12 protein-coding genes are annotated in these 11,952 nt (G+C 47.3%); 5 read left to right on the top strand and 7 right to left on the bottom strand.

The features are described 5' to 3' along the window. Positions 1-6: 6 nt before the first annotated feature. Both ACKPCD_RS12015 and ACKPCD_RS12010 read left to right on the top strand, forming a co-directional pair. A complete protein-coding gene (locus ACKPCD_RS12015; protein ID WP_321433339.1) occupies positions 7-270 on the top strand; it encodes a hypothetical protein in 264 nt (87 codons plus the stop codon). A 213-nt stretch (positions 271-483) separates the two neighbouring features. Further along, positions 484-1,005, top strand: a complete 522-nt coding sequence (locus ACKPCD_RS12010; protein WP_321433338.1) for an NAD(+) diphosphatase — start codon at positions 484-486, stop codon at positions 1,003-1,005. A gap of 103 nt (positions 1,006-1,108) precedes the next feature. On the opposite strand, the gene ACKPCD_RS12005 is transcribed toward ACKPCD_RS12010, so the two are convergent. From ACKPCD_RS12005 to ACKPCD_RS11975, 7 genes are all read right to left on the bottom strand, one after another. Then, on the bottom strand, positions 1,109-1,705 hold the full coding sequence (locus ACKPCD_RS12005) for a 50S ribosomal protein L25 (protein WP_321433337.1): 597 nt from the start codon (positions 1,703-1,705) through the stop codon (positions 1,109-1,111). 252 nt (positions 1,706-1,957) lie between these two features. Continuing rightward, entirely contained in the window at positions 1,958-2,926 is a 969-nt protein-coding gene (locus ACKPCD_RS12000; protein WP_321433336.1) for a serine hydrolase, read from the bottom strand. 93 nt (positions 2,927-3,019) lie between these two features. Next, positions 3,020-4,879 carry a carbohydrate-binding domain-containing protein gene (locus ACKPCD_RS11995; protein ID WP_321433335.1) on the bottom strand — a complete coding sequence of 620 codons (1,860 nt, stop codon included), beginning with the start codon at positions 4,877-4,879 and terminating at the stop codon, positions 3,020-3,022. Between the two features lie 29 nt (positions 4,880-4,908). After that, positions 4,909-5,583 (bottom strand): DUF4956 domain-containing protein, encoded by a 675-nt coding sequence (locus ACKPCD_RS11990; protein WP_321433334.1) that lies wholly within the window; start codon positions 5,581-5,583, stop codon positions 4,909-4,911. Between the two features lie 91 nt (positions 5,584-5,674). Beyond that, positions 5,675-6,361, bottom strand: coding sequence for a polyphosphate polymerase domain-containing protein (locus ACKPCD_RS11985; RefSeq protein ID WP_321433333.1), 687 nt, complete (start codon positions 6,359-6,361; stop codon positions 5,675-5,677). 431 nt (positions 6,362-6,792) lie between these two features. Continuing rightward, a complete protein-coding gene (locus ACKPCD_RS11980; RefSeq protein ID WP_321433332.1) occupies positions 6,793-8,217 on the bottom strand; it encodes a sensor histidine kinase in 1,425 nt (474 codons plus the stop codon). Beyond that, positions 8,214-8,915, bottom strand: coding sequence for a response regulator transcription factor (locus ACKPCD_RS11975; RefSeq protein ID WP_321433331.1), 702 nt, complete (start codon positions 8,913-8,915; stop codon positions 8,214-8,216). The genes ACKPCD_RS11980 and ACKPCD_RS11975 overlap by 4 nt, the downstream gene beginning before the upstream one ends. Positions 8,916-9,129: 214 nt before the next feature. Between ACKPCD_RS11975 and ACKPCD_RS11970 the strand changes: the two genes are divergently transcribed. The 3 genes from ACKPCD_RS11970 (at position 9,130) to ACKPCD_RS11960 (ending at position 11,896) form a co-directional block, all read left to right on the top strand. Continuing rightward, positions 9,130-9,630 (top strand): GNAT family N-acetyltransferase, encoded by a 501-nt coding sequence (locus tag ACKPCD_RS11970; protein ID WP_321433330.1) that lies wholly within the window; start codon positions 9,130-9,132, stop codon positions 9,628-9,630. A gap of 146 nt (positions 9,631-9,776) precedes the next feature. After that, the gene (locus ACKPCD_RS11965) at positions 9,777-10,670 is read left to right on the top strand and encodes an EamA family transporter (RefSeq protein WP_276645985.1); all 894 of its coding nucleotides are present in this window, start codon (positions 9,777-9,779) and stop codon (positions 10,668-10,670) included. A gap of 317 nt (positions 10,671-10,987) precedes the next feature. Next, positions 10,988-11,896 carry a patatin-like phospholipase family protein gene (locus ACKPCD_RS11960; RefSeq protein WP_288924671.1) on the top strand — a complete coding sequence of 303 codons (909 nt, stop codon included), beginning with the start codon at positions 10,988-10,990 and terminating at the stop codon, positions 11,894-11,896. The last annotated feature ends 56 nt before the right edge of the window (positions 11,897-11,952 follow it).

The following is an 11,952-nucleotide window of genomic DNA, read 5'->3' as shown; positions in this document are numbered from 1 at the left end:
TAAGTGATGAATGTTCAATCTTGGATCGTTTTGTTGTTGTTTATGACCTTGATGGGGTACATTTTATTCCGTCAAATCCGTTTGATCGCGAGCGGCAGAAAGAAATGCAACGCCTGCACGGTAACGGTTTGTCCGATGAATGAACCTGCTGCTCCGGTAGAATCGGAGGCGGATTGCATTGCCGGCACCACAATGATGGCACAATTTGGTGTTGTGAAAGAGAGCGCGCCGACAGAAAAACACTGCCCAACATCCCAAATCATCAAATAATATAAATGAACAGCAAAAAAAGTCGGTGGCTCAATCGTTTTTGATTGGGTCACCGACTTTTTATCTGGAGAAAAGAGTGGAATCTCATCCTCCATCAACAGATTTCAATCAAAAAGATGGCATGTTATAATATTCCATATTGTCCTAAGCTTTTTGTTGTGGATAAAGGCTTCATGAGGAAACGAACGGAATCGGAAAGGGCGTACAAAATAGATGAATTATTGCATGGAATGCGGAACAGAACTGGAAGCGAAACATCTGGAAAATGAAGGGAACATCCCTTATTGCAACAGTTGCGAGGGATATCGATTCCCTGTGTTCAACACGACTGTCAGCATGGTCATTTTGAACAAGGAACAGAATAAAATTTTGTTGATCAAGCAGTACGGTGGGGCAGATTATATTCTCTGTGCGGGATACGTCAATAAGGGCGAAGATGCGGAGCAGGCAGCGGCTCGTGAAATCGCCGAAGAACTCGGACTGCAAACGGTCGGATTGCGCTACAACAATAGCGAATATTTTGAAAAAAACAACACACTGATGCTGAATTTTTCCTGTATCGTCGCGAGCGAACGCCTCGATGGCATGACGGATGAAGTGGATCAGGCGGAATGGTTTTCCATCGAAGCTGCAAAAGCCAACATCAAAAAAGGCAGTTTGGCTCAGCGCTTCCTGGAAAACTATTTGGAAAAAAGCCACGGGCTGGAGCCGTGTACTGTTTTGAAGGATTCCTAAGCAGCATTGTTCAGAAATTAATTTGGTATAGACAAAAAAAGTTTCGGTTTTGAATGTCAAAACCGAAACTTTTTTTGTCTAAAGGTAAATTTTGATTTGGTGATTATTCAGCGACTTTTTCAGTTGCTTCTGCTGAAGCTTCGTCCTCGTCTACTGTTTCTGTGGCAGGCGCTGCTAAGATGGCGACTGCTGCTTCTGGATCTGTAAGGACCGAAACACCGGCATCGACTTTGATATCGGCAACCGTCAGGGTATCGCCGATGTTCATTTCATTAACAGCGATTTGGAATTCGGTAGGGACATGGGCAGCGTCCGTTTCAATCTCCAATTCGTTCAAAGTTTGGGTCAGGACGCCTTCTTTGAGGTCTTCGCTGCCGACTAAATGGATCGCAACGGTCATCGTCAATTTTTGACCTTTTGTAAGAGCCTGTAGTGCAACGTTTTGGATTTGGTTCTTGAGGGCAGCTTGTTGGATATCCTTCACGATGACTTGCATCGTTTTTCCATCAGACATACTGACTTCGAAGATCGCATTTTTACCTAATTGCTTGAGCACTTCGTCAAATTCTTTTGCATCAAGTAATACTGGAGTGGCTTCAACATCTTTACCATAGATGACTGCAGTGAGTTTCTTGTCCGATCGTGCACGCTTTGCTGCAGATGAGCCAACCTTTTCGCGTTTCTCTACTTGTAATTTCATATGTTTTCCTCCTGGAAGTATACCTGTACTGGCTTGGATTTGAGCTGGCTATAAAAAATATAACGTCAGCAAATAGATAGTACTTCTATACCTTACCGCAAATCCACTGAGATAGCTAACGATAAGCCTTATGACTTGTCCGGACCGTGGTTCATCACGTAAGGACTCATCCCTCGAAAACGTTGCTATATAGAGAAAGTTTGTATGTACGGAGATGATTTCCGGACAGACAAACTTTATCAGTTTTTATGACTATTGTGCATACAAGTAAGTCATTACGGCCGATCCGATTTCCTCAAATACTGGAGTTGCGTCATCGGTCGCGTTTAGCCAACCATCTGTCAGGACGGCTGCGATATAATTCTGGCCGTCCATTGACAGGATGCCTGCATCGTGGGATACGTCATCCAACAAGCCGGTTTTGTGTGCAAAAGTCACATCCGAGCTAAGACCAGTGTTCAGTGCGTAGACGAGTTGTTGGTTGCCCAAGAGTCCAAGAAAATATTTAGTGCTGGCTTCTGAAAGCAATTCACCTTCCAAAAGGCGCTCCAACAGGAAGGCTACTTCGGCTGGAGTTGTTTCTAGGTCCCCGTTGTAATAAATGCCGTCATACTCCAGGTAAGGGTTAAAACTTGTGGAAACGAATCCTTGCTCATGGATGAAGGTTTCGATGTTCTCCCAGCCAATCAGGTGTGCAAGTTCTTTTGCGGGTTCATTTGCTGAAACTGTGATGGTACTGGTCAGATAATCATCGATTGTCGCCCCGTCTGCCATCTGGTCCTGCAAGGAAAGCAATCCGGTATCGACTTGTTCCAGGATGGCGTATGTCAGAAATAATTTGTAGAGGCTCGCGCTTGTGAAGATGCGGGATTCGTTGGTCGTAATAACTTCTCCCGACTGCTCATTGATGAGGACAAAACCAAGCTGATCAGGATAAGCTGCATTCAACTCATCCAATTCTGCTGCTAAATCCTCGCCTGAAGCGGATAAAATGGTGCTGCTCTGGAGAATAGCATTCGCTTCCGCAATGCTGGTCTCATCCGCCTCCTGCATTTCATCAGCCTCATACGCCACATCGGTCATCAGGGTATGGGCTGATACGGAATTCTCCCCTTCTTGGGATTTTTTCAGGTCCCACAGTAGGATTGTGACGCTGCCCAGAAGAAACACGGTGGATAGGAAAAGTGCATATTTTTTCTTTAGTTTTTTTCTTTTTTTCATATCAGTTCCCTCATCTTGGTCTAATTTCTGGCATTGACCGGAAAGAGCGGGTGGTTAGCCTCATTTCCGGATTAATCGGTAGGTGCAGAGTGATTAATTCACGGATGCACCGGATCCAGGCATGAAATTGCCACCTATACCGCCCATTTGTCCGCCGCTCGCTTCGGTTGTCGCGCTGACATCAACAGTGGCTGAACCGCCGCTGAAGGACGTATCTTCATAGATGCCGGTAGGGGAGTCACCGGATACTTTTCCGCCGGTTGTGATTGTGTACGCAGAGCCATTGACCAGTTCAGGACTGGAGAATACAAGTGACTGTCCTGTTTTTGAAGCTTCAAAGGTCAAGATGACTTCTCCATCCGGACCGGTGATTTGGATGGCTTCATCCGCAGCCAATGGGATTGAGGATGTGAACAGGAAGCTTTGTGCTGAGGTCGAAGAAGGGCTCTGCGTCATGCCGGAGCTGCCGACCCCAATCAGGGTACCACCATTCATGTTGAACGTGCTGTCGTAATCCAAGGTACCGTTCATGCTGTCGGTTGGGCCGTTGACGACCACGGTACCATCGTTCATTTCGATGCTGCCGTTGCTGTCAAGTCCATCGCCGCTAGCGTTCACCACAAGCGTTCCGCCGTTGATGGTCAAGAGTCCTGCTCCTTCTGCAGTCGAGGTGAACGTATTTTCGCCAGGGCGTCCGCTGACGGCTGATGCATCGTTCCCGCCTGCTGCGTTGATGCCATCATCTGTTGCTGTTAAGGTGATTTTTCCGCCATTCAGAATGATTTTGGTCGCTTCGATACCTTCGTAACTTTGATTGATATTAATCGTTCCGTCATCGATTGTCAAGGTGTTATCGGCATGGATACCATCATCCCCGGAAGCAATCGTGAAGTCTCCGCCTGTGATTTGGATCGTATCATTGGTATGGAGTGCATCATCGGATGTGTCCAATACGAATGTACCGCCGGAAATCGCTAACGACCCTGTCGCTTTCAAACCTTTGGCACTGGTTGTTTCCTCGGTGGTAGTGGTGGTCGCTTCTGCAGCAGGTGCTCCCCATGTTCCCCATGCTTCGCTTGTTGTGCTGCTGTTCGCGCTGCCACCGCCGGTTGTGATCGTAAAGTCGCCACCAAGTATCTGCAGATTGGTTGCGGCTTGGATGCCGTCCGCGGCTGCAGTGATCGTAAAGGTGCCTGATTCGATCGTCAAAATTCCTTTGCCTTCTTCTTCCTCGTTAGTCGACTGCAGTCCGTCGCCGCCAGCATCGATCGTGAAAGTACCGGAGCTGATGAAGAGCGAATCGCGTCCTTTAATGGCGTCGCCGACAGAAGTGATGTCATAGGTTCCTTCTGCGATGGTCACATCATCCTTCCCTTTGATGGCATGAGCATAGTTGGCATCGATGACCAACGTTCCCGTTCCGTTCAGGATCAGATCGGATTTGCTGAACAAAGTCGCGTCCGGCTCGTCTTCACTGTCTTCAAAGGTATAAATTTCTCCGTCGCTTAAAGTATTGGTCGTGCCTTCAGCCAAAGTGATGGTCGCGGAGTTGGCGCTTTTCACATAGATGGCAGCTCCTGTGGAATTCGTGATGGTAGCCCCGTCGAGGACGATCTGGACATCGGCCTCATCGACTGTTTCGACACGGACTTGGCCTTCGCTCAGGGTTCCGCTGAGAATATACGTACCTGGTTGCGTGATTGTCAGGATCGAACCGTCAGCAGCGGCTCCGGATCCATCGACTGTGATCAACTGATCGGAAAAATTGATGGCTGTGCTGTTGCTTGCTGAATAGCTGGAGTCTGATGCAAGGGAGGATGAAACAGATGCCTCGCTCGATGCTGTCGTGGTGCTCGCTTCAGTAGAGCAGGCTGTCAGTAAGGCAAGGGTGCTTGTCAGTGTGAGGATTTGTGTAAGTGGTCTGTTCTTTAAGCTCAGTATAGTGCTTTTCATGGGTTAAATCTCCTGTTCTGGTTTGTTTTTTATCCTGCTTGATTGCCGTTGTAGCTGACCAAAGTGGCGCTCTGAACGCCTTCTATGGCGCTCAATTCATTCATGAAGCTTGTCTCGTTGTTCTTTACTTTTACTTCATAGATCAATTCCGGTTGACCGTCCATGATGCTCTTGGATTTTACGATGATTTTTCCGAAACGGTTTTTGATGATTTCGGTCGCCTGTAATTCAGCATTCTCATTCTCCAGCTGCAGCATCAAAATGTAAGGGGCTGAAGAATCGACTTTTCCTGTCAAAACGAGCAGGATAACCGTAATGAATGCAGATCCGAGAAAAGCCAGAGAATACAACCCAGCTCCGAGGATGATGCCGACGCTGATCGACCAGAAAAGGAAGACCAGGTCAAGCGGTTCCTTGATGGCGGTACGGAAGCGGACGATGGAAAGGGCACCGACCATCCCTAAGGAAAGAACAACGTTGGAGGTTACGGCCAAGATGACGAAAGTGGTCAAGACAGATAATAGGACCAGCGATGTGTTGAAGGGTTTCGAATACATGACACCGGCGTAGGTCTTTTTATAGATGAAGAAGATGAACAGGCCGATGAAGAGCGCCGATAGAAGGGATACGGAAGCCGCCGCGATGGAAAAGTCGGATGAAGCCTCCAAAAAACTTTTTTTAATGATGTCTGTAAATGTTGTCATGTGAATATTCCTCCTGGATGGTTAAATAGTTATTTATTGGTTTGTAAAATGATGGCCAGTTTCAGGGCTGAACGAACCCGTTCCGCTTTTCTTATATTTGGTTTAGGTGTCTTCCGATGACGTATTTTGAGTGCGAGGTGCTGGTTATTTCTTCTGTCTGCACCAGACTCTGGATCCAATCCGGTAGGTAATTGTCGAATTTTACTTCCAGTACGCAGTCGATCTCGGGTTCCCTTATTCCGATCCGGCCATCATGGAAGAAAGAAGCTACTTGTGTGCTGGCGTGCATATCAAAATCCAGCGTGATGCGGGTGTTCCCGGGTCCATAGGCGAAGGCTTCCCGTTCGTAGGTGATGATCACTTTCGGCTCCATGCATTGGCTTTTGCACTTGGCGTAGAATTCCTGGAGCAGTGGATGGTTCGCATCGGCAAGGCAGGCATATTTTTTTTGGATAAGCTGGTCGGCCATGTCTTTCGTGATGCAGGCGCTCTGTTTGTAACCGACTGCTCCGTCCTTGACTTTTTTTTCTAGGCGGATAAAGGAAGCGTCATTGTTGTAATAACGGATCCGGAACTTCTCGCGATAACTGCGGCCATCCTCTTTGTCCCAATAAGCATCATCATAAATCGTGTCAAAATAGAGACTCCTGATGCTGTAGCTGTTCCCTACTGAATTCTCGTCATGTTTCAGGACCTTTCTCAGCCGACTTGTGAGGATGACTTTGTTTTTTTGGGAAATCTCGTGTTTGAATTCGTTTCGGTAGCATATTTCGCTCATAACGCTCGACCTCGTTTCTTGTTTCTCTTGATGTCCTTATTCTATGCCGATTTGGGTCACAATTCTCCGTAAACAGGGCAGAGAGTTGTTGCAAAAATGGAGCAAATTGAGCGGAAAGATGCGTAAAGTTGAAAGAGCGCCGAATCTCAATGCAAAAAAAAGGGCCGAAACGCTAGCCTATGGGGGCGGTCAGCGTTTCGGTCCGGGTTCTAAAAATGTAGGAACTAAGTGAATTTTTTAAATAATAAGCACATCATTAGGGGTGTTTATTACATTTGTGAAATGTTTTATGCTACCAAAATAGTTGGCTAGCTTCACGGGTTAGCCCTTCGGAATTTAGATAAATCGTACCTATTGCGCTCTGCGATGCTCAGTCGGCACGATTTCCTAAAATTCTTTCAGGGCTGAACGAACCCGTTCCGCTTTTCTTCCTATTTGTTTTGTTGCGGCAGGATGATCGTGAAAGTTGTTCCTTTTGCGGATGACATGACTTCAATGCGTCCGCCGTAAGTCTGAACGATCGATTGAACGATGGAGAGTCCGATGCCATGCACGCCTTTATTGCCTTTGTAGAAGCGGTCGAAAATATGCGGCAGGTCTGCCTTGGAAATCGGTTCGCCATCATTGTAGATGGTAATCATGATCCGGTTGTCTATCTCTTTGCAGCCCAGACGGATGATGCCTTTTGCGTAACGCAGGGCGTTGGAGATAAGATTCTGGAAGGCCCGTTCAAAATCCCGTTCATCATAATGGAACAGGACAGGATCCCTCTGGAAGTCGAACAACACTTGCAGATTTTTTTGATCGCTGACGCTGGCGTAGCGTTCGGCGGTATAGGCCAATGTTTCGCGGATATCGTTGGTGGCGGTCAACCGATCCGATGAACGGGTTTCCAGTCGCGACAGGTAAAGGATATCCTCAACAAGCGTGCCCAGTTTGTCGGTCTCGTTTTTGATTGCGATGGCGCCTTTTTTGTCGTCGATGATGCCGATTTCGATGCCTTCCGCGTTTGTCTTGATGATCTGCAACGGTGTCCGCAATTCATGGGAAGCGTTCTGGAAGAATGTGCGCTGATCTGCGTCGTACAGCTTGAGTTTTTTTGTGGTCTCGTTCATGGTCGTCTTCAGTTCATGGAGTTCCAAGTCGACGAATTCCTCATCAATCGTCTGATAGTTCCCTTCACCGATCTCTTTCGCGAACAATGCCAGCGTCTGCAACGGTTTCGTGATCCTTGAAACGAGCAGGTAGGTGATGGTGGCTATGGTCACCAGCCCAATCAGCATGATGATCAAAAGAATCTGATTCAGGTTCTGCTCGAAGACGAACAGGTCGGACATATTAAGGAAGAACACCGCGTAGGTCCCTTCCTCTTCGACGTTGGGGGCGATGGAATAGTAGTAGAGATTATCCTCCAATTCCAATTTCCCATCGGCTGTCAATGCCAGCGTGATGTCGGAATTTTCCAGCCCGGAAACGAAATTCGTCAACGAATCGTCATCACTGAACCCTGTGTCCTGAATCTGCGGGAAGAGGATTTCGAAATCTTCGGAAATGATCGTCTTTTGGACGCTGGATGCGAAGGCTGTGTGAGGTTCTTTATTCTTGTCCCTTGGCTCATCCACAAGGGTCCCATCCGATGCTGCGGGCTCCGGTTCCAATTTTTTGTCCTCGGCGAAGGGACGCTCGATGTAATCTTGTCTCGCTTCGGAAAGCAGAGAGGTCGCGGCTGTTTCGATGTACTGGGTAAAGAAAAAATTGAACACCAGATAAATCAAGGTAAAGATGGCCGCCAACAACAAGGTAACGGTCGTCAGAAGCCGGATCTTCAAACTTTTTTTCGATGTCTTCATCCTCATCCTTCAGACGACTCCTTCACGGTGAAGCCGAATCCCCAAACGGTCTCTATCTCGACAGTGGAACCGGCCAGTTTTTTGCGCAGCCGCCGGACTGTATCGTCGCAAGCACGCGTCTCGATGTCCTTGCCATAGCCCCAAATCGAATCCAAAAGTTCGTCCCTTGAAACAGCGCGGTTTTTATTTTCTATAAGATAAACGAACACATTGTATTCATTCGGTGTCAGGTTGAGGGAGGCCCCATTTTGTTTGACGGACATGGCAGCCAGATCGATTTCGATATCACCGATCTGCAATATAGCTTCTTCCTGACGGGCCGGTAAACGTTCCTGATCCATCTTGATGCGGCGCAGCATCGCTTTCACACGCATGTTCAGGGCGATGGCACTGAACGGTTTCGTGAAATAATCATCACTCCCAAGGTTGATGCCCGTCGCATAATCCATATCGCTGTCTTTTGCGGTCAGGATGATGATCGGTACCGAACTGATGTTGCGGATTTTTTTTGTGATTTCGAAGCCGCTCGAACCGGGCATCATCACATCCAGTATGACCAAGTCCGGCTGTTTATTCAGGAAAGCATCGTAGAGCAGGTCGCCATTCGGAAAGTCGGAGACGACATAGCCCTCGCTCTCCAGAAACGTCTTCACGGTCAAACGGATGCCATCTTCATCTTCTGCGATATATATTTCTTCATTCATAATGTTATCCACCCCATTCTTGTATCCAGTATAACCGATTTTCAATGGGAAAATTACGAAAAACTGCGGCAATCCTGCAGAAATCGGAGTCAGACAATTGCTATTTAAAAACTCCTCTGAAAATAGATGGCATATCACTGCGACAAACTGGTAAAATAGCGTATAGTCCTTCAAGAAGTTGGGCTGTGAATTTTTGATTTTTGGAGGAATAAAAATGACCCTTACACATAGAAATGCAACTTTGGACGATGTGGAAGACATCGTCGCTATCTACAATCAGACAATCCCCAGCCGGATGGTGACGGCCGATCTGGAACCGGTGACCGTCAAACAAAAAATGGGCTGGTTCCTGGACCATTCGCCCAGCTACAGACCAATCTGGGTTTTTGAAGAGGATGGGAAAATCTGTGCTTGGGTGAGCTTTCAAGCTTTCCACGAGCGTGCCGCCTACGATAAGACAGCAGAATTGAGCATTTATATCCATGAAGGCTACCGCGGTAAAAAAATGGGCACACAGATTATGGAAACAGTATTGGCTGCTTGCGACGAGTTGGATATCACGAATCTTGTTTGTCTCATCTTCGGCCACAATGCACCGAGCATCGGGCTGATGAAAAAATTTGGCTTCGAACAATGGGGCTACTTGCCGAGAGTGGCCGAACTCGACGGCATCGAGCGCGATCTCGTCTACATGGGCAAAAGAGTCCGCGGCTGATTTTTTCCAACGATTATATTGCGTGTGACTTACGATAAATCTGTAAATATGTTGTTAACATTGCGTTATTGTTATTGCAAACACCATCCGTCTAGTATAATTAGTAAGTTAGTTTTTGAAATTATTTTATAAAGGATGGATGGAGCATGTGGTTTTTATTTGCGATTGTGTCCGTGTTGGCCTGGGGTACAGCGGATTTATTTTATAAAAAAGGAAGCGATCCGAAAGACAAATACAGTTACCTGAAGATTGTCATAATGGTTGGAGCGGTCATGGGGATTCATGCTATGTATGTCCTGCTGACTTCGGGCGTGGTCTACGAACCGCGCAACATGATTACTTATCTTCCAGTATCGGCGTTGTACATTTTATCGATGGCGGTCGGCTATGCAGGTCTGCGGTTTCTGGAACTGTCTATCTCTTCACCTGTACAGAACTCGTCAGGAGCGATATCGGGTTTGTTGACTTTTATTTTCCTGGGGCAATCCATGACAGGAATCCAATTTTTTGCAGTAGGGCTAATCACAGTTGGTGTTATCCTGCTGTCGGTTTTTGAGCAACGATTTGCCGAGGCCGAACGAAAAGAGAACAAAGAAATGGTGGACCGCAAATATAAATACGGCGCGATCGCTTTGCTGTTCCCATTGGGATATGCATTGATCGATTCACTTGGGACGTTCGCGGACGCGTGGGTATTCGACAGAGGAATGGATGAAATGCAGGCGAACATCTCCTATGAATTGACATGGCTGATTGTTGCCGTTCTGGCCTGGGTTTACCTTGTCTGGATCAAGAAGGAGACATTCGCCTTGCGCGATCAGAAAGACCGCGGTTTGGCAGCCATATTTGAAACGTTGGGCCAGTTCTTCTATGTGTTTGCGATCAGTGCGAATGCAGTTATCGTGGCGCCGCTGATTTCTTCCTATAGTATGGTATCCGTCATCCTTTCACGGATTTTCCTGAAAGAAAAACTGACCGCAAAACAATACGCGGTTATTGCAATGATTATGGTAGGGATCTTCATTCTGGGGTTTGAATAGATTTATGCAAAAAGCGGCTGAATGCCGCTTTTTTGCGTTGTGGCGCTCTACTTGTGGGCGGGGTTCTACACCACGGGGTAAAGGGAGTCTCGTCTCCTCCGGCGGGCGGTGGCTTTGTCGGAGAACGGGATAAGGATTGGGCTTCAACAACGGGGAGCGGTAATCTGGCCGGAGAAACCACCTGGATATACCCGTCACCTCCTGCGAAGGGCACGTTTGCAGGAGGTGGCGCTCTATAACACGCTTCTTTTTTGTAGTTTCTGCTGAAATAAGCGATAATTATAGTAGAGAACTACTTTTGAAGGAAGGGAACTTATATGGAATCGCCGGAAAAATCGGAAAAGGGCAAGGGGCTGTTTGGAATCAGTTTGGCTGGAGGAGGCCTGAAGTCCTTTGCGCAGCTTGCGGTCCTACATGATCTCGAAAAGAATCATGTCAAAATCGATGCCGCAGCAGGAACTTCTATGGGAGCTGTCATAGCGGCTTTGGTGGCCTGTGGGTTGACTGCAACGGAAATCGAGAAAACGTTATTGGATGCGGAAAGGGAATTTGCCGATCGTGGTGTCTTCAGCAGGCCTGCCTATCTGCTTCTTCAGCATGTTCGGGAACACAATAACGGTTTCGTTGAACTGCAAAATCTGCAGCAGATGGCCTGTCAGTTATTTGATAAAATAGGTTGCCGGATGCTGTCCGATTGTCGTTTGCCTATCGCGATCACGACTGTTGATATCCATACAAGTGAATTGATTGTTTTCACCAATGAACCCGATTTTTTCACAAGTCCGACGGGAGATTGGCTCATCTATCCACATGATATCGAATTGGGCATTGCCGTGGCGGCGTCCTGTGCGTTCCCGATGATTTTCTCCACTGCAACCTTAGACGGTAGACAGTTAGTCGATGGTGGGGTGATGATGAATTTGCCTATCCCTCTTTTTGATCGTTCACGTTTCAGTGTGCTCATGTCTGTGTCGATGATTTATGATGCGGTTGACCGTCAACTGGGGTCACCTTTTAATGTTGCGATCCAAAGTTTGGATATCCTGATCCGGCAGATGGATCGTCAATTGACGAAACAGGCAGATATCCAGGTGAACTTCCCGATTGAACCGCAGCTTGTCTTTAAAGTGGGTGCCGGTCAGGATGTCATCGCAATCGCCAATGAGATGTTGCGGAATAATCCGATCGACTATAGCCTGTTGGAAAATCATCGAAATACAGATTAGATGCGTAGCCAGCCCGAAGAAAGACCGCAACTCCGGCGAGAGAGCTCTTATCGGAG

The sequence above is a fragment of the Trichococcus flocculiformis genome (assembly GCF_963662535.1).
Lineage (GTDB): Bacteria > Bacillota > Bacilli > Lactobacillales > Aerococcaceae > Trichococcus > Trichococcus flocculiformis.
This window is presented reverse-complemented; position numbering and strand designations above follow the sequence as displayed.

Excerpts from the sequence above, each read along its gene's own strand:
- ACKPCD_RS12015 (WP_321433339.1), top strand. The coding sequence starts at position 7 with ATGAATGTTCAATCTTGGATCGTTTTGTTGTTGTTTATGACCTTGATG.
- ACKPCD_RS12010 (WP_321433338.1), top strand. The coding sequence starts at position 484 with ATGAATTATTGCATGGAATGCGGAACAGAACTGGAAGCGAAACATCTG.
- ACKPCD_RS12005 (WP_321433337.1), bottom strand. The coding sequence starts at position 1,705 with ATGAAATTACAAGTAGAGAAACGCGAAAAGGTTGGCTCATCTGCAGCA.
- ACKPCD_RS12000 (WP_321433336.1), bottom strand. The coding sequence starts at position 2,926 with ATGAAAAAAAGAAAAAAACTAAAGAAAAAATATGCACTTTTCCTATCC.
- ACKPCD_RS11995 (WP_321433335.1), bottom strand. The coding sequence starts at position 4,879 with ATGAAAAGCACTATACTGAGCTTAAAGAACAGACCACTTACACAAATC.
- ACKPCD_RS11990 (WP_321433334.1), bottom strand. The coding sequence starts at position 5,583 with ATGACAACATTTACAGACATCATTAAAAAAAGTTTTTTGGAGGCTTCA.
- ACKPCD_RS11985 (WP_321433333.1), bottom strand. The coding sequence starts at position 6,361 with ATGAGCGAAATATGCTACCGAAACGAATTCAAACACGAGATTTCCCAA.
- ACKPCD_RS11980 (WP_321433332.1), bottom strand. The coding sequence starts at position 8,217 with ATGAGGATGAAGACATCGAAAAAAAGTTTGAAGATCCGGCTTCTGACG.
- ACKPCD_RS11975 (WP_321433331.1), bottom strand. The coding sequence starts at position 8,915 with ATGAATGAAGAAATATATATCGCAGAAGATGAAGATGGCATCCGTTTG.
- ACKPCD_RS11970 (WP_321433330.1), top strand. The coding sequence starts at position 9,130 with ATGACCCTTACACATAGAAATGCAACTTTGGACGATGTGGAAGACATC.
- ACKPCD_RS11965 (WP_276645985.1), top strand. The coding sequence starts at position 9,777 with ATGTGGTTTTTATTTGCGATTGTGTCCGTGTTGGCCTGGGGTACAGCG.
- ACKPCD_RS11960 (WP_288924671.1), top strand. The coding sequence starts at position 10,988 with ATGGAATCGCCGGAAAAATCGGAAAAGGGCAAGGGGCTGTTTGGAATC.